The organism is Acidovorax sp. SRI_002 (assembly GCF_057586455.1).
In genome coordinates this window covers 91,389-111,757 of the sequence record NZ_JBYCZW010000008.1, presented here as the reverse complement: position 1 = coordinate 111,757, position 20,369 = coordinate 91,389, and the positions used below count along the sequence as shown (strand labels likewise).

The following is a 20,369-nucleotide window of genomic DNA, read 5'->3' as shown; positions in this document are numbered from 1 at the left end:
ATGCGCCTTCAACCGCAACGCTGGCTGGAGATCCTTGCCGTGCATTCGCCATGGGTGATGGCCCCCACCTGACTTTGCGCTGACCACACCGGGCGCCGCAGACCCCGGCCGCAGGCGCAGCAAGGACAATGGGACCGTGCTCTCCGTCCTTCTCATCACCTTCCCCTTCTTTGCGCTGGTGCTCTGCGGCTATCTCGCCGCCCGGCGCGGAGTGCTTCCCCAGCCGGCCATCCCGGGGCTCAACGCCTTCGTGCTGTACTTTGCACTGCCCTGCATGCTGTACCGCTTTGGCGCGAGCACACCCATCGCCCAGCTGCTGGACCCGGCCGTGGCGGGCGTGTATGTGCTCTGTGCGCTGGTGATGGTGGGCGCCACGGTGGCGCTCACGCGCAAGGCGCACATCGGCTGGAACGACGCAGCCTTTGGCGCGCTGGTGGCCGCTTTTCCCAACACCGGCTTCATGGGCGTGCCGCTGCTGGTCGCACTGCTGGGGGCGCAAAGCGCGGGCCCTGCCATCGTCACCATCGTGGTGGACATGGTCATCACCAGCTCGCTGTGTATTGCGCTCTCGCGCCTGGATGGTGCGGGCACCCACGGCGTGGGGGTGGCGCTGAAGAACGCCTTCAAGGGCATGGCGACCAATCCCATGCCCTGGTCGATTGCCCTGGGGGCGCTGGCCTCGGCCCTGCAGTTCAAGCTGCCCGGCCCGGTGGACAAGACCATCGCCATGCTGGCCGACGCGGCCTCGCCCGTGGCGCTGTTCACCATCGGTGCCGTGCTGGCGCGTTCGCAGATGAACCAGCACGAGCAGGTGCCCGCGCGCGACTATGTGCCGGTGGCGCTGGCCAAGCTCCTGGTGCACCCGCTTCTGGTGTGGGGCGTGGGCACGGCGGGCATGGCGATGGGGGTGCCGCTCACGCCCTTTGCGCTGACGGTGCTGGTGCTGCTGGCCGCGCTGCCCAGCGCCAGCAACGTCTCGCTGCTGGCCGAAAAGTTCGGCGCCAACAATGGGCGTGTGGCGCGGATCATTCTGGTGTCCACGGCGCTGGCGTTTCTGAGCTTTTCAGCAGCGGTGGCGCTGCTGACCTGATTGCTATATTTATGATAGCTATTGGCGCTTTTCCATAAAGCGCTGGCGGCCCAAAATGCTTGAATTTTTGGCGCTGCCTTCTACCCGCGTCGCATTCCCGGGCCGCGCCGCATCCAGGCGCCGGTCGCCAGCAGCCCCAGGCAAAGCACCACCAGCGCCCAGGGCGAGTTGACGGGGATGTTGCTGGATGCCACTTCTTCGAGCACCAGGTCGTCGTGGTAGCCCGCCGCGTCGAAGGTGAAGAAGCTGCCGGTTTTGAGTGCGATGGTCACCTGGCTGGAGGTCGCCGTAAACGTCCCGTCAAAGGGTTCCCACTGGAACTGGAAGACGCCGTTGAGCGCGAGGTTCGACACGTCGCGCCGGGCAATCAGCGTATCCAGCGGGCCGGGCGCCGCGTCGATGGTGGCTGCGCCCACGGCGCCGTCGTAGGCCACCACTTCCCACCAGGTGGCGTTGCCGCCGGCATTGCCCGTGACGCCCCCCGACCATGCGCCGCGCAGCCGGTACACCCGCCCGGGGGTGACCGCCACGGTCTGGAACAGGCCCCCGTGTGCATTGCCCGCGCCACTGCCTTTTTTCTGCGCGTGGGACGTTCCGGCGCCTCCGAACGGGCACTGGGTGGGCACCCAGATATCGCAGTCGTTGCTGTGTATCCAGGTGCCGTCCCAGAAGCCCGGCGGCGCCGTCCAGGTACTCCAGCCAGCCAGGCCGGCCTCGAAGTTGCCGTTGGTGAGCAGGTTCTGGGCACGCACGGCGGTTCCCCCCGCCAGGAGGAGCAGCAAGATCAGGGCACGAACAATGGCTGTCATTGGAAGGGCTTTCTGACTATGGAGGGACAAAGCGGGAGCACGGGGCATCGGTCACGCACTGACCCCAGGGCTATCGAGCCCGTGCAGCACAGTTGGCCCGAGGTGACGCCGTGCGATGCCGCAGTATCTGGGGTCAGTCCGCGGCATGCAAGTTTTATCAGGCACCGGGGCGCCGCGCGCTGGAGGGATGATGCAGGGCGGTGGAACGCTCCATGGTGTGGGGCGGCGCATGGATGCGTGTGCATTGGTCCGCACCGTCCACCATGGCACGTGACAGCCCTGGGACCCGATCAGTCAAAAAAGCGCTGAAGGCGGACTAGCAAGCCCGCTGCATCGATTCAATCAGAGCCTGCCGGGCGTGGTGAAGCCCATACATGGCGCCCACCCAGATCAGCCCTTCGAAACAGAGTCGAAAGAAAAAATTCGGCCTGTGAACGCGCGTGACCATGGTGTGCAGCGCCTTGAGTGCTATCAGCAGGGGTGCCGATAACGAAACGGCATAGGCCACGGCCTTCCAGCCTTGCAGATAGGTCCCGATGGAAGTCTTCGGATGGCACACGAGGATGGCACCGTGCCGTTGCCATTCGCCGTACGCCTCGACCAGCATCATGACGTTCAGAAAGCTGAATACTGCCATCGACACCAGGCAGAGCAAAACCAGGTTGACGTCGGTAGGGTTCCAGCTGGCTTCGTCTGCCCGCTCCGCTTTCTGCTGCGGGCTTTCATCGCGGCGCATGCCTTCGGTGCTGATCACCTCCTCGGCCGCGTCCACGGCCAGGTCCAGCCAGTGGGTCCAGGTGCGCACGCGGGGTTGCTGGCCCAGTGCCGCAGCGTAAACGCACGTGTCGTCCACGCACACCTGCTGCTCGGGCGTGATGCGGTGGCCTGGCAGGTACCAGTCCTGGGACTTGTGCGGTAGCCACACGACAAAGACAGTGGTGGTGGCACGCGTTTGCTGGAAGCCCGTACCGCCGTGATCGAGCTCGATGGCCATCCAGTCATAGCCCCGGTGATGGCTCTTGACGATCCACACGGGCCGAGGGGCTGTCAAGCCCAGCCGCACCCACAGCGGTGCCGAAAAACTGTCGAGCAGCCCGCTGGGCGGCTTCTCTTTGACGGCCATTTACAGCTTCTCCAGGTCGGCATCGTCCTGTGCCGCGCGCCAGGCCTGAAACGCAACGGGGATGGCGACGGCGGCGCAGAGAAGCAGGTTCCACGCGCCCGGCACCCCATATACAGCGAAGCCCAACCCGACCACGCCCAGCACGATGGCCATGCGCAGCAAGGTCAGGCCGCCGCAGAACTTGAGGGCATAACCCAGGATGAGGTAAGTGACGGCCAACATCAGCGGCCACCCGAAGATGCTGTAAATCATCAGCGCGGCGAGGCCCGTGCCCTTGGTTTTGATGAACCACGAACCCCAGATCCAGTTGGTCGCGAGGGTGGCCACGATGACGGCGATGGTCTGCCACAGCGGGGGCAGCAGGTTGTAGTAGGAACGCATCAGGGTTGGGATTGCGAGTGTGTGGAGCATGAACTGTGGCCGTGCCATGGAATGTGTCCAGCAGTGCCGTCGATGGCGCCGGATTTCAGCGCTCGGCCCGCGTGTGGCTACCCGCAGTAGCGCATTGCGATACCGCAGTGCGCACCGGACGGTGTGCGGCACTCCATTGGCGCACCCGCAGCACTCAGGGCACCGGCTTGCGCCCCACCAGGTAGCTCACACCCATCGGCCCATAAAACTCCGAATGCGGCTCGTTCGCCTGCAGGTGAAACACCTCACCTTGCCGATACACCCGCTCAGAGGTTGCGGTGACGATGCGGATATCGCCCGCCAGCACCAGTGCCTTGGCTTCGAACGGGTGGGTATGGTTGTCCCAAAAGCCATGAGGTTCACGCTCAACGCGTACTGGCTCGGCAAAGCCTTCCTGGGCAAGAACGTGGGTGAAGTGGTCGGGGGTCATGATCGTTTCCAGAAGCCGAAAGTATTGCGCAAGCGCTGATGGTCTGCGCATGGCAATAACTTGCTTGCCGATTCAGTAATCCCTTGTAACACTTTCTGTTTTACGCAAAAAAGGGATTCCAGAATGAAGCAAGTGATGTTGGGTGCGCGGGCTAGTGTCGTCGCGATGGTGGGATTGCTCGTGGCGCAGGGCGCAGCCGCGCAATCCATGGGTAGCGTGTCCTACGCGCCCCTGGCGGCCTCGAACGTGCCCACGGTGTCTGAATGGGGGCTGATCGGAATGGCGGTTTTGGTGGCCCTGGCGGCCTATCACGCGATGCGTGCCCAGGGCGGCCGTGCGCTGAAGGCGTGGGCAACGGGTCTGCTGGTTTGCGGAGTGCTCTCAGCGAGCCTCTGGAATCACCCCGCCATTGCGACCCCCGCGCCGGTGGAGATCGCCTTTGACCAGGCCACAGGCGGCGTAGCCAACATTCCCCACAGCACCGATCTTTTCTTTGGGGATTTGTTTCATATCTATACCGCCCAGAACCTGACGGACCGCGCGCAGCGGGTGACCGGCGTCAGCGTCATATCCGGACTGGTTGTGCTTCCTCCCACGGGCTTCACGCCGGAATGCACCGTGGGCTTGGTGCTGCAGCCCAACGAAGTCTGTTACATCAAGGTCTATAACGACAGTTTGCCCGGTTGACCGGCGTCATATCGCGAGCGGGTCCACATCCACCAGCCACCGTATCAGCCCCTTGTGCTCGGGCTGACTGCGGGTGGTTTGCAGCACTGGCTGCCACGCGGCCAGAAAGCGCTGCAGGGTGGCGCGGCTGCTGCTTTCCATGAGCATCTGGGCGCGTTCCACATTGGCCACACGCTGGATGGTCAGCGGCACGGGCGGGAACAGGATGACCGTGCCATCGGGCAGCCCTGGCAGCTGCGCGGCGTGGGCGGCGGCGGTGGCAGCTGACAGAAAGCCCTGCGCCACCTCCTGCGTGCGGGCATCGGCCCGCACCAGCGCCTGGTACGAGAACGGCGGCATGGCGGCCTCCTCGCGCTCCTTGAGCTGCTGGGCGGCAAAAGCCTCGTAGTCGTGCGTGCGCAGCGCTTCGAACACGGCGTGTTTGGGGTGAAAGCTCTGCACCCACATCTCGGGCTGCGTGCCATGCACCGCTTGCGCGGCCATGTAGGCCGCATCGCGCCCAGCCCGGCCTGCGGCCTGCATGAGCAGTGCAAACAGCCGCTCGGCCGCGCGGAAGTCGCTGCTGAACAGCGCGCCATCGGGCTGCACCGCGGCCACCAGCGTGATGCGCCGGAAGTCGTGCCCCTTGGCGATCATCTGCGTGCCCACCAGCACATCCACCTCACCAGAATGCACCTGCGCCAGCTGCGCCTCCAGCGCACCCTTGGCCTTGGTGGTGTCGGCGTCGATGCGGGCGATGCGGGCCGGCGTGCGGTCGGGCCGCAGCACTTCGGACAGCAGGGCGCCCAGTTGCTCTTCGAGCTGCTCGGTGCCCCGGCCCATGGGGTGAATGTCGGGGCTGCCACAGGTGGGGCAGTGGTAGGGCACGCGCACGGTGTAGCCGCAGTGGTGGCAGCGCAGGGTGCGGTCGGTCTTGTGGAAGACCTGGTGCGCGCTGCAGTGCGGGCAGTCGCTTTTCCAGCCGCAGTCCACGCAGTGCAGCACGGGGGCGTAGCCCCGGCGGTTCAGCAGCACCATGCTTTGTTCGCCGCGCGCCACGCGCTCAGTGATGGCCTGCAGCAGGGGGGCACTGAACACGGTGCGGCGGGGTTGCTGGTTCATGTCCACCCGGCGCACACGCGCCAGGGCGCCGGCACCGATGCGGCTGGGCATGTGCAGCCGCACATAGCGGCCGCCTTCGGGGTCGTCGGCCGTGGGGGGGCGGCTGGCGTACCAGCTCTCCAGCGATGGTGTGGCCGAGCCCAGAATGACCTTGGCGCCCTGCTCGCGCCCACGCCAGATGGCAAGATCGCGGGCCGAGTAGCGTGCGCCCTCTTGTTGCTTGTAGCTGGGGTCGTGCTCTTCATCGACCACGATGAGTTTCAGCCCCGGCAGGCTGGCAAACACCGCCATGCGCGTGCCCAGCACAATGCGCGCGCTGCCGCTGTGAGCGGCCAGCCAGCTTTTGAGGCGCTGGGGGTTCGTCATGCCGCTGTGCAGCGACACCACGGCACCGGGGCCGAAGCGCGGGGCAAAGCGGCCCACAAAGCGCTCTTCGAGCTGGGGAGTCAGGTTGATCTCGGGCACCATCACCAGGGCTTGCGCGGTGGGGTCGGCCTCCAGCATCTCCTGCACACAGCGCAAATACACCTCGGTCTTGCCGCTGCCCGTGCTGCCAAACAGCAGGAAAGGGCCTTTTTCAGCAGAAATTCGGGCCTTAGCGCTCTCCTGTTCTGGGGTAAGTGCTATGTTTTCAATAGCATTTGAAGCGTCGCCCCCTGCCTTGGCCGGGCGGCGCAGGCGGCGGGCGAGTTGTTCGGGGCGCAGGTCGCGCAGCTGGGGCGGCAAGGCGGCCGTAGCGACTTCGCCCAGGGCGCGCTGGTAGTAGCGCGCGGCGAATGCCACCAGGCGGCGCCAAGGCAGGTCCAGCGGCGCCACACCGTCGAGCACACCGGCAATCGGCCGCAGCGTGGCGCCGTCAGGCAACTCGCCGGTGGCCTCGTCGATATCCCACACCACGCCCAGCACCTCGCGGGTGCCCAGCGGCACGCGCACCAGCGTGCCGGGCGCGAGCGGGTGTTCACTGGCGTAGCTCAGCAGATCGCCCACGCCGCTGTGTGACGGGGTGTGCAGGGCAACCTGGACGATGGTGGAGGGGGTAGGCACGGCAGAGGGCGGGTTACAGCAGCTTGTGGAGGTCGCGTGGAGGTTTGGGGGCTAAGTGCTTGATTTGATGAGGGGGCCCAAGTAATCCCGACTTTCTGTGGATAACTTTGTTGACATCCTGTCCGGACACCCTGCCAGCCCGCATGAATGCTGGCTGCGAACAGATTGCCCGGAAATGCGGCACAGCAAAAAAATCGTTATGAATCAAGCATCTGAAGAAATTTCCCACGAATTTTTGTGCTAGGCCGTTGTGACGGACGTATGTTGCGCCGCATCACGGTTGGTGTGCATAAGTCGGACACGAGAGCTTCGTCAAGAGGACAGATGGCCCCCTTTTTGTGCTAGCGGTGTGATGTCATGTTCACGCATTTCTTCGATATGGCCTGCAAGTGCTTGATTTCACAGGGTATTTGTAAGAAATCCAAAATTTCTGTGGATAACTTTGTTGATATCCCTTGGGTTTGCCCCGCAAGCCCTTGAAAATCCGTGCTTTGGCTGGATTGCCTGTCAAAAAAGCAGGGGATTTAAATTCATATAAATCAATGACTTAGCGGTTGCGCAAAGTTTTTTTACAAGTTGCCACCTCCGGTGGGGCGGGGCCGCTGGATGCTCCAATTTTGTGCATAAGTGCGCCTTGGAAGCGGGCTCGCCGGCACCTGAAGATCTTGAACAGGTTCTAAGGATTGTCGCAGGGCCTGCCGGGGCGCTGTGCGGTGGGGCTGGTGTCGTCACAGGTACCCGGTGATGGCGGCCGATGTCGCTTTGCTTCAAGACGACGTTGGCCCGCGTGGCGACGATGCGGCTATGGCTAACAACTCTTCTCCTTCCCTTGCAGTAGCTCCCTCCATGGAGCGCGATGGTTTTGTGCTGGCCCGGTTGGACGATGTGGTGCAGGCCGCACGCGCCGACAGCCTGTGGTTCATGACCTTTGGCCTGGCCTGCTGTGCCGTCGAGATGATGCACGCCGCCATGGCGCGCTACGACCTGGACCAGTTCGGCATCATTCCGCGCTCCAGTCCACGCCATAGCGACCTGATGATCGTGGCCGGCACGCTGACGAACAAGATGGCGCCCGCCATCCGCAAGGTCTATGACCAGATGCCCGAGCCGCGCTATGTGATCTCGATGGGCTCGTGCGCCAACGGCGGCGGGTACTACCACTACAGCTATTCGGTGGTGCGCGGCTGCGACCGCATCGTGCCGGTGGATGTCTATGTGCCCGGTTGCCCGCCCACGGCCGAGGCGCTGCTCTACGGCATCCTGCAGTTGCAGGCCAAGATCAAGCGCCCCCGTGTGATCCAGCGGTAAAGCGGTCGCAAAGCGCGGCGGCCCCTTCAACTGCGCCGCAGCAGCCAGTCGGCATCGTCACCCGGCTGCTGGGTGTGGGCCTTGAGTGCAGCAGGAGGGCGTTCGAAAAGGCTGCGTGCCTCGCGGCTGAAGTGTGCCTGGTCGGCGTAGCCATGGCGCAGCGCTGCATCCAGCGCACCCGCATCGCCGTCGCGCATGGTCAGCAGGGCGTGTTCGGCCCGCAGCATGCGCTCGATCTCGCCAGGCCGCAGGCCTACCAGTTGCCGTGTGCGGCGCTGCAGGTGCCGGGGCGTCCAGCCGAGCGTGGTGGCCAGGGCCTGGCGTGCGCCGCGCTGCCAGTCTTGTTGCAACACCTGCAGCCAGGCGGCGTGCCGGTCTGCCACGGCGCCCCAGCGCGGGGTGAGGAAGGCCACACACAGCGCCTTGCGCGCACCATGGTCGGGCGCCGCGTGGACGGCTGCCAGGAATGGGTGCCACTCCTCGGGCAACCAGGTCACCGCGTCCGTGATGCGGTCGGTCAGCGGCGCCAGGTCCTGCCCGGTCAGCAGCCCCAGCGCGCCGGGCTGGAACGCCAGGCAGAACGAATCGCCATCGCGGGAAGAGACCGAGTGGTAAGGATGGCGGTGGGCGCCCGACAGCGTGATGGTGGGCATGGCCGCTGCCGTGGCCGTACCCGTACATTCCACGAGCTGGGCCGTGCCCCGCGTGAGCCAGATGATGCCCGGGTAGGGGCTGGGCGGCACGCGCGTGTCCGCCAGGGTGTGGGGCGGCTGGCGGCCCAGGTCGCGCCAGAAAAAGGCGCGCACGCAGTCCGCGAGCGCGCCGGGTGGGGCTTGCAGGGTCGAGGCGGGCAGCGCCTGCGGGCCGGTGGGTGGCTCCGCTGGCGGCGGTACGGGCTGTTCCATTGCCATCACCTGGTCCCTGCCGGGTGCGCCGCGCGGTCTGGAGCCCTCGCCCGGGGGATCAGCCCTGGCGCTGCGCGCGCGAGTGGCTGTGCACCGCCTCTACCAGCGCCGCCACATGCTCGGGTGGGGTGAACTGGCTGATGCCGTGGCCCAGGTTGAAGATGTGGGTGGGGCCGGTGGTGTTGCGGTCGGTGTGGGGTTTGCCGAAGCTGTCGAGCACTTTGTGCACCTGTTGCACGATCTGCGCGGGCGGCGCAAACAGCACGTTGGGGTCGATGTTGCCCTGCAGCGCCTTGCCCGGGCCTCCTGGCTGGCCGCCCACGATGGCGCGGGCCTTGCCCAGGTTGGCCGTCCAGTCCAGGCCCAGCACCTCGCAGTCGATGTCCTTCATGTCTTCCAGCCAGATGCCGCCGCCCTTGGTGAAGACGATGCGCGGCACGTCGGTGCCGTCCACGCCGGTGCGCTTCAATTGCGCCAGCACGCGCGTGGTGTAGGCCAGGCTGAACTCCTGGAACGCGCCGTCGGCCAGCACGCCGCCCCAGCTGTCAAAAATCATCACAGCCTGTGCGCCTGCGTCGATCTGGGCGTTCAGGTATGCGGCCACGCTGTCGGCATTGATGGCCAGGATGCGGTGCATCAGGTCGGGACGCGCGTACATCAGGCTCTTGACCAGGCGGTAGTCGTCCGATCCCTTGCCCTCGACCATGTAGCAGGCCAGTGTCCAGGGGCTGCCCGAAAAACCGATCAACGGCACGCGGCCGTTCAGGGCCTTGCGGATGCTGGTGACCGCGTCGAACACGTAGCGCAGCTTGTCCATGTCGGGCACGGCCAGCTCGGCCACGGCGGCTTCGTCGCGCACCACTTTGGCAAAGCGCGGGCCTTCGCCCTCGGCAAACGACAGGCCCAGGCCCATGGCGTCAGGCACGGTGAGGATGTCGCTGAACAGGATGGCCGCATCGAGCGGAAAACGCTCCAGCGGCTGCAGGGTCACTTCAGTGGCGTAGTCCACATTGGTGGCCAGGCCCATGAAGCTGCCGGCCTGGGCGCGCGTGGCCTTGTACTCCGGCAGATAGCGCCCCGCCTGGCGCATGAGCCACAGGGGCGTGTAGTCGGTGGCCTGGCGGCGGCAGGCACGCAGGAAGGTGTCGTTGGCAAGGGGGGCGAAGGTCATCCTGCGATTGTCGCAGGCCGACCGCCAGCCTCGGCACCCGGCCTGGCGGCAGAAATTGATGCGCATCAAGCCAGAGCGCACGCGGAACCGGCTTCGCCGGTCCAGGGGTGGCGTCCCCCTCCCGGAGGAACCGGCGCAGCCGCTCAGGGGGGCTTCACCGTTCTGCGATGTAGTGCGACATGCGGACGGTCTCGCCGGGCGCCAAAAACGCCCGCACTTCGGTTTCCAGCGCCTGGTCGGCCATCGTGGCGCGGGCGCGCTGGTGCAGGTAGTCGGCCCAGGATTCAACGATGAAGCGCTCCACGTACCGCGAGGGTTCACCCAGGTCCTTGTACACCCGCCAAAAGGTGGCGCCGTCGCGCCTGCGCGGGGCCTTCATGCGGCTGATGGTGTCGAGGAACGCTGCATCGGTGCCGGGCGCAATGCGGTAGCCCACCTCCACGGCCACGGGGCCGGCCTCGGGCAGAGGCTCAGCCTCGATGAAGAGTTCATCCCACGGTGTGGCCTGAGTCACTTCGTGCAGTCCGCCCATGCGCAGCGGCATGGGGCGTGCCAGCAGCAGCCCCACACCCATGAGCGCAGCGGCCACATACAGCGTGGGAGCCAGGCCCACGATGTCGGATGCGGCGCCCCAGAATGCCGAGCCCATGGCAAACGCGCCCAGCGCGGCCACCATGTGCATGGCCACGGCGCGGGATCGCACCCACTGCGGGGCACTGGCCTGCGTGGCGGTGTTGAAGGTGGACATCGCCGACATCCACGCCGCGCCCGCAAACAGCATGGCGATGTAAACCACCCACGCCACCTTGGTCAGCGCTGCCACCAGCATAGCGGCAGCGAACACCACGCCGCCCACGCCTACGATGACCTCCATGCCAAAGCGCGCGCGCAGCCGCCCCAGCACCAGGCCCACGGCCACGGCACCCGTACCCAGACAACCCATCAGCAGCCCGAAGCCCTGCGCACCGGTGCCCAGCTGGCGCTGCGCGATCACCGGCAGCAGCGCCCACAGGGCCGAGCCTGCCGCGCTGAACGCCATCACGCGCACCAGCTGCGCCAGGATGATGCGCGAGTGCCAAGCAAAACGCAGGCCACTGAGCGTGCCGCCCCACAGGCGCTCGGCGGGCAGCTTGGACGGTGGGTGTGCCTTGGGCGGCCAGCGGCGGATGGACTCCCACATCACCAGCGTTGTGGTCACCGTGACGGCAAACACCCAGCCCGCACCCAGCTGCGCAAACACCAGCCCGGCCAGCGTGGGCCCCACGGCGCGCGCGGCGTTGTAGGCGATGCTCACGGCGGTGATGGCCTGGGGCCACTCGTCGCGCGGAACCGGGTCGATGACGGATGAGTTCCACGCAGGCGTCAGCACCGCCGTGCAGCAGCCACACACAAACACCAGAAACAGCACCGACGCCGGACCGCCCCAACCGCCCAGCACCAGCAGCGTGAGCAGTGCACAGGCGCCCACCTGTGCCATCAGCGCGCCCGATATCAGCCTGCGCCGGTCTGTGGTGTCGGCCAGTACACCGGCAGGCAGGGCCAGCAAAAACATGGGCAAAAACACGGCCGTCTGTACCAACGCCGCCAGGAACGACGAGCCCGTCAACTCCACCATGAGCCACGCAGCGGCCATGGTCTGCATGCCGCTGCCCACAAAAAAAATGCCACCGCAGATCCACAGGCCTCGGAAAGCGGGTTGGCGCAGGGGGCTCCACAAAGAGGTCGGGGGTGATGACATGGCGTGTGGGCAAAGAAAAAGGCGGACCAGAAGGAATGCACTGGAGCAGCCACGCCCACCGATGCGACCTTTGCCAACGCGTCCCGCCGTTGGGTGCTGCCCTGTGCAGTCAATCCCCAAAACGGGGGATGACGCTGAGGTGGGCGTTTGTTAGTATTTGTGCGTGTTGTAGCTATTTGTGTAGAGCAGTGGCAAGGCTAGGTCAATTCACCGACGGAGGAGAGGGTATGTTGGAAAAAAGCATTATTTCTTTGGGGTTTATTTGTGCGGCTGGATTTGCACATGCAGATCTCAAAAATATCAGCGCGGGCGGAGTTCATTCCGCAACCAATCTGGAGGCCATCGCTTGCACTATAGCCGGGTACGATGGGGCGTCGTACCGTGGTACCAAGGTGCTGTATATCTTTGCCGAATCGATGGGTACTGGGCGTGATCCCATGCTCAAAGTCAGCTCGCTGAAATACAACTATGTGATGCAGAACGACGACTGGGAGGAGGAATACTATGTCAATGGTTCAGCACGAACCCCTGTACCGGCGTCTTTGTATTCCAGCTTTTTGCGAATTCCTAAGCGGGCTACCGACGCGGCAGTCATCTACTTTGCAGACCCAGGGGAGGCTGTTTGTGCTTTCACCAAGGAGTATGCAAATGATGGAAACCTTTATCAGGTTCAAATTTCTATTACCGATGTCACGGCGGCCATTACGGCGGCAGGAATCCGATCTTCAGCAAACGATGCCGCTGTGGATCCAAATGGAATGCTGCGAGCTGATTTGAACCAGCTCATGGACATTCAGGCAAATACTGAAAAATAGGAAACTGCGATTCCAGGGGGTTTGGAAAGGACCGTTGGTGGCGCTGCCGTCACCAGTCTTGGTCTGTTCGCGAGGTGTTCCGGCCCCCTCGCAACCGGTAAGTGCGCGGCACATCGGTGCGGCTTGCCACCAGGGCTTCCGCCCGTTTTTGCATATCGGCCAGCGCGTGGTCCAGGGCCTGAACCGTGCCCGTGTTCAGGCCCGCCAGCAGTTCCTGGTTAAGCGCCTTCACCTGGGGGAACAGCTGATCGTGCAGCGCCTGCCCCGCCGGGGTGAGCGATAGCACCGCCTGGCGCCGGTCGCCCGGCATCGCATCGCGGGTGAGCAGCTTTTTGGCCAGTAGCGACGTGATGGCGCGTGACGTGCGCGACCGGTCCAGCCCCAGCCGCTGGGCCAGCTCGGCCGGGGGCATGCCCGGGTGCTGCGCCAGCATCATCAGCAGCCCCCACTCGCGCCGCGTGATGCCGTAGCCCCCTTCGCACAGCCGCACCACCAGGCTGCCCGCGACGGCCAGCAGTCGGTTCAGGCGGTACATCAACAGGTCGTTGGCCGCTTCCGGATGGGTCAGGCGGTGGCCCGGCTCGGCGGGGCCTGGGGGTGCCGGGGTGGGCGCGGACATCAGGGTATTTCCGTGCAATAGTTGATTAGATCAATCGATTGTGTGGCCAATACAGTGCGCCCATCAACCTGCGCGATGGTGCAGGGCCCTGCAATTGTCCCTGGAGACTTTTCGACGATGCGCAAACCCCTTTCATCGGTACTGGCCATAGCGCTGGCCCTGGCCCTGGCCGCCTCCATCACGCAAGCGCAGGAAGCCCCGTTGCGCATCGTGGTGGGCTACGCCCCCGGCGGCTCCACCGACCGCGTGGCCCGCATCGTGGCGGACAAGCTGGGTAGCAAGCTTGGCACGCCTGTGATTGTGGAGAACAAGACCGGCGCGGGCGGCCGCCTGTCGGCACAGGCCGTCAAAGCCGCCCCCGCCCACCAGCCCACGCTGCTGCTGGCCAACCCCGCCGTCATGCTGGTGGCACCGCTGGTCTTCCCCGATGCAGGCTACGACCCCGAGCGCGACTTCCGCCCCGTGAGCCATGTCAACAGCTACGAATTCGGCGTGGCCGTGGGCAGCGCCGTGCCCGTCAAGGAACTGCCACACCTCATGGCCTGGCTGCGCGCCAACCCCGACAAGGCCAACTTCGGCGTGCCCGCCACCGGGAGCCTGCCGCACTTTTTTGGCCTGATGGTGGGCGACGCCGCCAAGGTGCGCGCCGAGGTGGTGGGCTACCGGGGCTCGGCGCCTCTGCTCAACGACCTGCTGGGCGGCCAGGTGCCCGTGGCGTTCGACACGTTTGACACCCTGCTGCCGCAGCACGAGGCGGGCAAGATCCGCATCCTGGCGGTGTCGGGTGCCAAGCGCAGTGCGCTGGATGGAAAGATCCCCACCTTCAAGGAAAGCGGCCTGGACCTGGCCGCCACCGGCTGGAACACGTTCTTTGCGCCCATGAGCATGCCCAAGGCGCAGGCCGAGCGCCTGGCTGGTCTGATCCATGAAGTGATGAAGGACCCCGACACCCAGCGCAAGTTCGAGACCGCCAAGATGGAGCCCGTGGTGGCGACCATGGCGCAGACCGAAGCCATGCTCAAGGCCTACCGCGCGCAATGGGCCCCGGTGGTCCAACGCTCGGGCTTCAAACCATGACCACCCGCCCGAACATCATCTTCGTCGTCGCCGACGACCTCGGCTATGCCGACCTGGGCTGCTATGGCGGCCGCGACGCGGCGTTTGGCCCGGTGTCGCCGGTGCTCGATCAACTAGCGGCCAACGGTCTCAAGCTCACGCAGGGCTACTCCAACTCCCCCGTCTGCTCGCCCACGCGTTTTGCGCTGATGACGGCGCGCTACCAGTACCGCCTGCGCGGCGCGGCCGAGGAGCCCATCAACAGCAAGAGCCGGGGCAGTACCACGCTGGGCCTGCCCCCCGAGCACCCCACGCTACCGTCGCTGCTGCGTGCAGCGGGCTACCGCGCGGCGCTGATGGGCAAGTGGCACCTGGGCTACCCGCCCGCGTTCGGGCCCCTGCGCTCGGGCTATGAAGAGTTCTTCGGTCCCATGTCGGGCGGGGTGGATTACTTCACCCACTGCAGCTCCACCGGCACGCACGACCTGTACCTGGGCGAAGAAGAAAAGCAGCAGGAGGGCTACCTCACCGACCTCATCACCGACCACGCGCTCGACTATGTGCAGCGCATGGCGCCGGGCGCGCAGGCGGGCACGCCGTTCTTCCTGAGCCTGCACTACACCGCCCCCCACTGGCCCTGGGAGACCCGCGACGACGAGGCGCTGGCGCAGGAGGTGAAGACGAACCTGTTCCACCTGCACGGCGGCAACATCGAAACCTACCGCCGCATGATCCACCACATGGACGAGGGCATCGGCCGCATCATGGCGCTGCTGGAGGAAAAGGGCCTTGCGCGCGACACGCTGGTGGTGTTCACCAGCGACAACGGTGGCGAGCGCTTCTCGGACAACTGGCCGCTGGTGGGCGGCAAGATGGACCTGACCGAGGGCGGCATCCGCGTGCCCTGGATTGCCCACTGGCCTGCTGTGATCGCACCCGGCGGTGTGAGCGCGCAGACCTGCATGACCATGGACTGGTCGGCCACCATGCTCGACGCAGCAGGGGCCGGCGCGCATGTGGACTACCCACTGGACGGCCGATCGCTGATGCCGCTGCTGCGCGATGCCAGCCTGCACGACGAGCCCCCGCTGTTCTGGCGCATGAACCACCGGGGCCAGCGCGCCATGCGCCAGGGCGTGTGGAAGTACCTGCGCGTGGACGGCGACGACTACCTGTTCAACCTGGCCGACGATCAACGCGAGCGCGCCAACCGCGCGCCTGTGGAGCCCGAACGCCTGCAGACCATGCGCGCCGCGTGGGAGGCCTGGAATGCGACCATGCCCGCCATTCCTGACGATGCCACGGTGAGCCTGGGGTATTCGGTGAAGGACATGCCGCAGCGCTGAGCCTGGCGGGCAGGTCGTCAGGAGTGTGGGCGGGAGGGCTTGCCCTGTTGCCTGCCCGCCCCGCTTGCCGGTAGATTGGGCGCCATGCCCGCCGCCGCCTTCGCGCCTTCGTCCCCCGCTGCTGTGCGCCAGTGGACCACCGACGTGGTGGCGCCGCCCGCGCGCCTGGACTACTGGGTGGGCGCGATCTGCGAGGCGTTTCTGGAGATGGATTGCAGCTCCCGCGAGGCGCCGCTGTTTGGCGGGGAGCTGCAAAGCCTGCCGGTGGAGACGCTGTCCATCAACCGCGTGCGGGCCTCCACCCAGGACGTGTTTCGCACGCCCGCAGGCATTGCGCGCAGCCGCCAGCTGCCCTTCTACCTGATCGGCCAGGCCGAGACCGCGTGGCATGTGCGCCAGGACGGCCATCTGGCCCATCTGCGCCCGGGCGATGTGGTGCTGCTGGATTCGGCTAGGCCCTATGAACTGCACTTTCCTGAAGGCGTGCACTGTGTGTCGCTGCAGCTTCCGCGCGCCTGGGTGGGGCAGTGGCTGCAGCAGGCCGAGGCGCCCGGCCCGCGCGTGGCCTGGCGCGACCAGGGCTGGGGCCAGAGCCTGGGGGCGCTGGCCGTGCAGCTGGCGCGTGACCCGTCCTCGGCGCAGGCCTTGCCGCCAGCATTGCTGTCCGACCACCTGGGGCGCTGTTGTGCGCTGCGCTGGAGCCGCCCCAGCCACCGGCACCCACTGCGGCGCGCAGCCTGCATGCCCATCTGTGTGCGCTGATCCGGGCGCGCATCGACCAGCCGGGCCTCTCGGCCCCGGCGCTGGCGCAGGAGGCGTGCGTGTCGCTGCGCACCCTGCACCGGGCGTTTGCGGCGCAAGGCCACACCTTTGCGGGCACGTTGCGCGAACTGCGCCTGGCGCGTGCAGGCGAGCTGCTGCGCCGCCCCCAGCTGGCCCATGTGGCCGTGGGCGAGATTGGGCGGCGCTGCGGCTTTGCGGACCCTTCGCATTTCGCACGCGCCTTCCAGCGCGCCATGGGCGTGTCGCCCGCGCAGTGGCGGCGTGGCGGCTGATTCCGTTTACAAATCATCCGCGTCGTTGTTGCTTCGCCTTGCCGCGCTACACGGCGGTGAAGCTTTTGGCACACCCAGCACAGCCGGCTGGCACGCGCAGGCCATTCCTTGCCACCAGGTGTTTCTAAGGTAGCGGCAGGGCGGATCGCCCGGTCCAGCAACACAACCCCAAGGAGACACGCATGCCGGATACCTATGTCCTGGTCCATGGCGCCTGGCACACCGGCGCCGAAATGGAAGCCACCGCCACGCACCTGCGGGCGCGCGGCCACGCCGTGCACTGCCCCACGCTCGCGGGCAACAACCCTGGCGACGACCGCGCGGCCACGGGCCTGGCCGACGCGGTGGATTCGCTTGCGGCCTTCATCGAAGGCCAGGGCCTGACCGACGTGCGCCTGGTGGGCCACAGCTACGGCGGCATGGTCATCAGCCACATGCCCGCGCGTCTGCCTGGGCGCATCTGCCGTCTGGTGTACTGGAACGCCTTCGTGCCGCAGCCAGGCGAATGCCTGAACGACCTGGTGCCGCCGCATTACCGCGCGCTGTTCGACCAGGTGGCGGCCAGCAGTGGCAATGCCGTGATGCTGTCGTACCCCATCTGGCGCGAGGCCTTCATCAACGATGCCGACGAGGCCCTGGCGCAAAGCACCTACGCGCTGCTCAACCCCCATCCCTACCGCACCTTCACCGAACCCGCGCAACTGCCCGTGCCGCTGGCCGCGCTGGAGGTGGGCAAGAGCTACCTCAACGCGCAGCAGGACACTGCGCTGCCGCACAGCCTGCCCTGGCACCCGCGCCTGTCGGAGCGGCTGGGCCTGTTCCGCTTGGTGGAGTGCCCGGGCAGCCATGAGCTGTGCTTTTCCGACCCGGCATCGGCTGCCTTGCACATCGAGCGGGCAGGGCGCGACTGAAGGGAACCAGAGCTTTTTTGCGCTGACTACAAGGCTTTTGGCCTCTTGCGCCTGCTGGGTAAGCGCTGATTGCTATCAATTCAGGAGTGATCCGCTGCTCCCCGCCTCCAGCAGCCGCGTGAGCAGCGGGTGCATCACCTTGCGGGCGCTGTAGATCAGGTGGAACTGCTCCTGCACGTCGGGTGCGGTACCCACCTGCACCAGCCCGTGGGTCTGTGCCAGGTGCTCGCCCAGCGACACCGGCGCGGGCATCACGCCCATGCCGGTGGCGGCAAAGGTGCTCAAGAGGGCGCTGTCTTCAAACTCGCCCGCGATGCGCGGGCGGATGCGTTCGCGCTCCAGCCAGTGGTCGATGCGCGCGCGCATGGCGGCGTGGTCGGTGGGCAGCAGCACGGGCACCACGGCCAGGCTGTGGGGGAAGTTGTTGGCCGCCGCCTCGGCCCACAGCGGCGGCGCGTACCAGGCGATGGCGCTGCTGCCCAGCAACTGGCTGGTGGTGCGCAGCGCCGGGTTGGGGGGCGCGGCGCGGTCGGCCAGCACCGCGTCGAGCTTGTGCAGCGCCAGCTCGCCCAAGAGGGGCTGGAACTCGCCCTCGTGGCACAGCAGGCGCAGGTGCGGCTCGTCCAGCACGGGGGTCAGCAGCCGGTGCACGGCCAGCTTGGCAATGCCGTCGGAGATGCCCAGGTTCAGGCGCAGCGTCTGGCCGCTGGCGGCCTCGCGCACGCGCACGGGCAGCAGCTCGCCCAGCGCAAAGATGTGGTCCGCCTCGTGCAGCGCGGCCACGCCCGCGTCGGTCAGCACCAGGTTGCGGCCCTCGGTGCGCAGCAGGCTCACGCCCAGCGATTTTTCCAGCTCGCGCACCTGGGCGCTGATGGTCTGCACGGCCATGTCCAGCCGCTCGGCGGCGCGTGCGATGCCGCCCTCCTTGGCGACCACCCAGAAGTAGAAAAGATGGCGGTAGTTGAAGCTCTGGCTCATGGGCATCCCTCTTGGATGAATCGGTTGGTTCGTAAAAACCGAACCAATACTACTGTGATCACAGGTTTTAAAGAAGTACCCCAGCCCCTACAGTCCGGGGCTTGGGCGTCCAGCGTGCCTGGGCGTGTGAGGGCATCTTTGGAGAAACTTGATGGAAACGATCGGAACGTGGTGGATGTGGGCGGGATTTGCCGTCTTCGTGGTCATCGCCATTGGCGTTGACCTGCTGGTCATGGAGCGCCAGGGGGCGCACAAGGTCACCATGGGCGAGGCAGCGCGCTGGAGCCTGCTGTGGTTCTCGCTGGCCTTTGTGTTCGTCGCCATCCTGTGGTGGTACCTGGACGGCAGCCAGGGCCGCGAGGTGGCCAACACGGTGTCGATGCAGTTCATCACCGGCTATCTGGTCGAAAAGAGCCTGTCGGTGGACAACATCTTTGTCTTCCTGATGCTGTTCAGCTACTTCGCGGTGCCGCCGCAGTACCAGAAGCGTGCGCTCATCATCGGCATCATCGGTGCCATCGTGCTGCGCACGCTGCTGATCCTGGCAGGCGCCTGGCTGCTGGCCACCTTCCACTGGCTGCTGTATGTGTTTGGTGCGTTCCTGGTCGTCACGGGTGTGAAGATGTGGTTTGCCGCCGGGCAGGAGCCCGACATCGCCACCAACCCGGTGCTCAAGTTCCTGAAGAAGCGCATTCGCATCACCGACCAGTTCGATGGCGAGAAGCTCTCCACCATGATCAACGGCGTCAAGCACTTCACGCCCCTGTTTGTGGTGCTGGTGCTCATCGGCACCACCGACATCATCTTTGCGGTGGACAGCATCCCGGCCATCTTCGCGATCACCAGCGACCCGTTCATTGTGCTCACGGCCAACATCTTTGCCATTCTGGGCCTGCGTGCGCTGTACTTCCTTTTGGCTGACCTTGCCAACCGCTTCCACCTGCTGGCCTATGGCCTGGCGCTGGTGCTGGTGTTCATTGGCGGCAAGATGCTGCTCATCGACTTTGTGAAGATCCCGATCGGCTATGCGCTGCTGGTGACGGCGTCGCTGATTGCTGGCTCGATCTTCCTGTCGCTGCGCAGCTCGGGCGAAAGCGCCCATGGCGCTCCGGCCCTGCCGCGCAAGGACTGAGTGCAGTGGTAAGCCAGATGCTTTGTTCAATGCGCCGCTGGCTGCGCGCCCTGGAGCCACGCGCCCGCGCACACCTGGACCGGGACTGGCTCATCCGCCTGCGCCCCTGGCTGGAGCGGCGCGAGCTGTTTCGCTTTCAGCGCCAGCCCCTGGCGCGTGGGGTGGCGGCGGGCCTGTTCTGTGGGCTGATCCCCGGGCCGCTGCAGATTCCGGGCACGCTGCTGGTCTGCGCATGGCTGCGCGGCAACATCGTGGCGGGCGGGGTGGCCACGTTCTATACCAACCCGCTCACCACCGTGCCGCTGTATGCACTGGCCTTCTATGTGGGCGCGTTGGTGATGCCGGGCACCCAGACTTTGCCCGCGTGGAGCAGCGTGGTGCCGGGCGGAGACTTCTCGGTGCAGGCGCTGGGCGCCTGGATGCAGGCCCTGGGCACACCGCTGCTGGTGGGCCTGCCCACGCTGGGCCTGGTGATGGCGGCGCTGGGCTATGCCACGGTGCAACTTTTGTGGCTGGCGCCCGCCCTACAGCGCAAGCGGCGGCTGGCACGCAGCCGCTGAGTGCCCTGCGACAGGAGCGTGGCATTTGCCTGCGCCACCGTGGAACTGGCGCCGCCAGGCCACGGGTGGCGTCGCCTCCG

21 protein-coding genes are annotated in these 20,369 nt (G+C 66.1%); 11 read left to right on the top strand and 10 right to left on the bottom strand.

What is annotated here, in order from left to right; translation table 11 throughout:
* Positions 1 to 136 precede the first annotated feature (136 nt).
* The gene (locus AC2YJX_RS21455; RefSeq protein WP_121508398.1) at positions 137 to 1,090 is read left to right on the top strand and encodes an AEC family transporter; all 954 of its coding nucleotides are present in this window, start codon (positions 137 to 139) and stop codon (positions 1,088 to 1,090) included.
* Positions 1,091 to 1,170: 80 nt separating this feature from the next.
* Here the strand turns inward: AC2YJX_RS21455 and AC2YJX_RS21450 are convergent, their stop codons facing one another.
* From AC2YJX_RS21450 to AC2YJX_RS21435, 4 genes are all read right to left on the bottom strand, one after another.
* Positions 1,171 to 1,899 carry a hypothetical protein gene (locus tag AC2YJX_RS21450; RefSeq protein WP_121508399.1) on the bottom strand — a complete coding sequence of 243 codons (729 nt, stop codon included), beginning with the start codon at positions 1,897 to 1,899 and terminating at the stop codon, positions 1,171 to 1,173.
* Positions 1,900 to 2,215: 316 nt separating this feature from the next.
* Entirely contained in the window at positions 2,216 to 3,022 is an 807-nt protein-coding gene (locus AC2YJX_RS21445; RefSeq protein WP_487257217.1) for a hypothetical protein, read from the bottom strand.
* The gene (locus AC2YJX_RS21440) at positions 3,023 to 3,403 is read right to left on the bottom strand and encodes a hypothetical protein (protein ID WP_487257216.1); all 381 of its coding nucleotides are present in this window, start codon (positions 3,401 to 3,403) and stop codon (positions 3,023 to 3,025) included.
* Between the two features lie 184 nt (positions 3,404 to 3,587).
* Positions 3,588 to 3,863 carry a cupin domain-containing protein gene (locus tag AC2YJX_RS21435; protein WP_487257215.1) on the bottom strand — a complete coding sequence of 92 codons (276 nt, stop codon included), beginning with the start codon at positions 3,861 to 3,863 and terminating at the stop codon, positions 3,588 to 3,590.
* Between the two features lie 123 nt (positions 3,864 to 3,986).
* Between AC2YJX_RS21435 and AC2YJX_RS21430 the strand changes: the two genes are divergently transcribed.
* Complete coding sequence (locus AC2YJX_RS21430; protein ID WP_487257214.1) at positions 3,987 to 4,550, top strand: midcut-by-XrtH protein; 564 nt, start codon at positions 3,987 to 3,989, stop codon at positions 4,548 to 4,550.
* Positions 4,551 to 4,556: 6 nt separating this feature from the next.
* On the opposite strand, the gene priA is transcribed toward AC2YJX_RS21430, so the two are convergent.
* Positions 4,557 to 6,695: a replication restart helicase PriA gene (gene priA, locus AC2YJX_RS21425; RefSeq protein ID WP_218301534.1), complete on the bottom strand. Its 2,139-nt coding sequence runs from the start codon at positions 6,693 to 6,695 to the stop codon at positions 4,557 to 4,559.
* Between the two features lie 846 nt (positions 6,696 to 7,541).
* Here priA and AC2YJX_RS21420 point away from each other — a divergent pair.
* Positions 7,542 to 8,003 (top strand): NuoB/complex I 20 kDa subunit family protein, encoded by a 462-nt coding sequence (locus tag AC2YJX_RS21420; RefSeq protein ID WP_370110892.1) that lies wholly within the window; start codon positions 7,542 to 7,544, stop codon positions 8,001 to 8,003.
* A gap of 26 nt (positions 8,004 to 8,029) precedes the next feature.
* Here the strand turns inward: AC2YJX_RS21420 and AC2YJX_RS21415 are convergent, their stop codons facing one another.
* From AC2YJX_RS21415 to AC2YJX_RS21405, 3 genes are all read right to left on the bottom strand, one after another.
* Entirely contained in the window at positions 8,030 to 8,908 is an 879-nt protein-coding gene (locus AC2YJX_RS21415; protein ID WP_487257213.1) for a helix-turn-helix domain-containing protein, read from the bottom strand.
* 58 nt (positions 8,909 to 8,966) lie between these two features.
* Complete coding sequence (gene hemE, locus AC2YJX_RS21410; RefSeq protein WP_487257212.1) at positions 8,967 to 10,079, bottom strand: uroporphyrinogen decarboxylase; 1,113 nt, start codon at positions 10,077 to 10,079, stop codon at positions 8,967 to 8,969.
* A gap of 154 nt (positions 10,080 to 10,233) precedes the next feature.
* Positions 10,234 to 11,817 carry an MFS transporter gene (locus AC2YJX_RS21405; protein ID WP_055398942.1) on the bottom strand — a complete coding sequence of 528 codons (1,584 nt, stop codon included), beginning with the start codon at positions 11,815 to 11,817 and terminating at the stop codon, positions 10,234 to 10,236.
* Between the two features lie 227 nt (positions 11,818 to 12,044).
* Between AC2YJX_RS21405 and AC2YJX_RS21400 the strand changes: the two genes are divergently transcribed.
* Positions 12,045 to 12,632, top strand: a complete 588-nt coding sequence (locus AC2YJX_RS21400; protein WP_487257211.1) for a hypothetical protein — start codon at positions 12,045 to 12,047, stop codon at positions 12,630 to 12,632.
* Between the two features lie 49 nt (positions 12,633 to 12,681).
* On the opposite strand, the gene AC2YJX_RS21395 is transcribed toward AC2YJX_RS21400, so the two are convergent.
* Positions 12,682 to 13,251 (bottom strand): MarR family winged helix-turn-helix transcriptional regulator, encoded by a 570-nt coding sequence (locus AC2YJX_RS21395; protein ID WP_218301538.1) that lies wholly within the window; start codon positions 13,249 to 13,251, stop codon positions 12,682 to 12,684.
* 117 nt (positions 13,252 to 13,368) lie between these two features.
* On the opposite strand from AC2YJX_RS21395, the gene AC2YJX_RS21390 reads away from it, so the two are divergent.
* The 5 genes from AC2YJX_RS21390 to AC2YJX_RS21370 all read left to right on the top strand — a co-directional run bounded on the left by AC2YJX_RS21390 (position 13,369) and on the right by AC2YJX_RS21370 (position 17,619).
* The gene (locus AC2YJX_RS21390) at positions 13,369 to 14,328 is read left to right on the top strand and encodes a Bug family tripartite tricarboxylate transporter substrate binding protein (RefSeq protein WP_487257210.1); all 960 of its coding nucleotides are present in this window, start codon (positions 13,369 to 13,371) and stop codon (positions 14,326 to 14,328) included.
* Positions 14,325 to 15,653 carry a sulfatase family protein gene (locus AC2YJX_RS21385; RefSeq protein WP_487257209.1) on the top strand — a complete coding sequence of 443 codons (1,329 nt, stop codon included), beginning with the start codon at positions 14,325 to 14,327 and terminating at the stop codon, positions 15,651 to 15,653. Before AC2YJX_RS21390 ends, AC2YJX_RS21385 begins: the two co-directional genes overlap by 4 nt.
* Before the next feature lie 84 nt (positions 15,654 to 15,737).
* Positions 15,738 to 16,415 (top strand): AraC-like ligand-binding domain-containing protein, encoded by a 678-nt coding sequence (locus AC2YJX_RS21380; protein WP_487257208.1) that lies wholly within the window; start codon positions 15,738 to 15,740, stop codon positions 16,413 to 16,415.
* Positions 16,416 to 16,474: 59 nt separating this feature from the next.
* On the top strand, positions 16,475 to 16,708 hold the full coding sequence (locus AC2YJX_RS21375; RefSeq protein ID WP_487257207.1) for a helix-turn-helix transcriptional regulator: 234 nt from the start codon (positions 16,475 to 16,477) through the stop codon (positions 16,706 to 16,708).
* Between the two features lie 182 nt (positions 16,709 to 16,890).
* Entirely contained in the window at positions 16,891 to 17,619 is a 729-nt protein-coding gene (locus AC2YJX_RS21370; protein WP_487257206.1) for an alpha/beta hydrolase, read from the top strand.
* Between the two features lie 75 nt (positions 17,620 to 17,694).
* On the opposite strand, the gene AC2YJX_RS21365 is transcribed toward AC2YJX_RS21370, so the two are convergent.
* Positions 17,695 to 18,597 (bottom strand): LysR family transcriptional regulator, encoded by a 903-nt coding sequence (locus tag AC2YJX_RS21365; RefSeq protein WP_487257205.1) that lies wholly within the window; start codon positions 18,595 to 18,597, stop codon positions 17,695 to 17,697.
* A 151-nt stretch (positions 18,598 to 18,748) separates the two neighbouring features.
* On the opposite strand from AC2YJX_RS21365, the gene AC2YJX_RS21360 reads away from it, so the two are divergent.
* Both AC2YJX_RS21360 and AC2YJX_RS21355 read left to right on the top strand, forming a co-directional pair.
* Entirely contained in the window at positions 18,749 to 19,729 is a 981-nt protein-coding gene (locus tag AC2YJX_RS21360) for a TerC family protein (RefSeq protein ID WP_487257204.1), read from the top strand.
* Between the two features lie 29 nt (positions 19,730 to 19,758).
* Positions 19,759 to 20,289, top strand: a complete 531-nt coding sequence (locus tag AC2YJX_RS21355) for a DUF2062 domain-containing protein (protein WP_487257203.1) — start codon at positions 19,759 to 19,761, stop codon at positions 20,287 to 20,289.
* The last annotated feature ends 80 nt before the right edge of the window (positions 20,290 to 20,369 follow it).

Coding starts and splice junctions, on each gene's coding strand:
- AC2YJX_RS21450 (WP_121508399.1), bottom strand. CDS start 1,899: ATGACAGCCATTGTTCGTGCCCTGATCTTGCTGCTCCTCCTGGCGGGG.
- AC2YJX_RS21445 (WP_487257217.1), bottom strand. CDS start 3,022: ATGGCCGTCAAAGAGAAGCCGCCCAGCGGGCTGCTCGACAGTTTTTCG.
- AC2YJX_RS21440 (WP_487257216.1), bottom strand. CDS start 3,403: ATGCGTTCCTACTACAACCTGCTGCCCCCGCTGTGGCAGACCATCGCC.
- AC2YJX_RS21435 (WP_487257215.1), bottom strand. CDS start 3,863: ATGACCCCCGACCACTTCACCCACGTTCTTGCCCAGGAAGGCTTTGCC.
- AC2YJX_RS21430 (WP_487257214.1), top strand. CDS start 3,987: ATGAAGCAAGTGATGTTGGGTGCGCGGGCTAGTGTCGTCGCGATGGTG.
- AC2YJX_RS21420 (WP_370110892.1), top strand. CDS start 7,542: ATGGAGCGCGATGGTTTTGTGCTGGCCCGGTTGGACGATGTGGTGCAG.
- AC2YJX_RS21415 (WP_487257213.1), bottom strand. CDS start 8,908: ATGGAACAGCCCGTACCGCCGCCAGCGGAGCCACCCACCGGCCCGCAG.
- hemE (WP_487257212.1), bottom strand. CDS start 10,079: ATGACCTTCGCCCCCCTTGCCAACGACACCTTCCTGCGTGCCTGCCGC.
- AC2YJX_RS21405 (WP_055398942.1), bottom strand. CDS start 11,817: ATGTCATCACCCCCGACCTCTTTGTGGAGCCCCCTGCGCCAACCCGCT.
- AC2YJX_RS21400 (WP_487257211.1), top strand. CDS start 12,045: ATGTTGGAAAAAAGCATTATTTCTTTGGGGTTTATTTGTGCGGCTGGA.
- AC2YJX_RS21395 (WP_218301538.1), bottom strand. CDS start 13,251: ATGTCCGCGCCCACCCCGGCACCCCCAGGCCCCGCCGAGCCGGGCCAC.
- AC2YJX_RS21390 (WP_487257210.1), top strand. CDS start 13,369: ATGCGCAAACCCCTTTCATCGGTACTGGCCATAGCGCTGGCCCTGGCC.
- AC2YJX_RS21385 (WP_487257209.1), top strand. CDS start 14,325: ATGACCACCCGCCCGAACATCATCTTCGTCGTCGCCGACGACCTCGGC.
- AC2YJX_RS21380 (WP_487257208.1), top strand. CDS start 15,738: ATGCCCGCCGCCGCCTTCGCGCCTTCGTCCCCCGCTGCTGTGCGCCAG.
- AC2YJX_RS21370 (WP_487257206.1), top strand. CDS start 16,891: ATGCCGGATACCTATGTCCTGGTCCATGGCGCCTGGCACACCGGCGCC.
- AC2YJX_RS21365 (WP_487257205.1), bottom strand. CDS start 18,597: ATGAGCCAGAGCTTCAACTACCGCCATCTTTTCTACTTCTGGGTGGTC.
- AC2YJX_RS21360 (WP_487257204.1), top strand. CDS start 18,749: ATGGAAACGATCGGAACGTGGTGGATGTGGGCGGGATTTGCCGTCTTC.
- AC2YJX_RS21355 (WP_487257203.1), top strand. CDS start 19,759: ATGCGCCGCTGGCTGCGCGCCCTGGAGCCACGCGCCCGCGCACACCTG.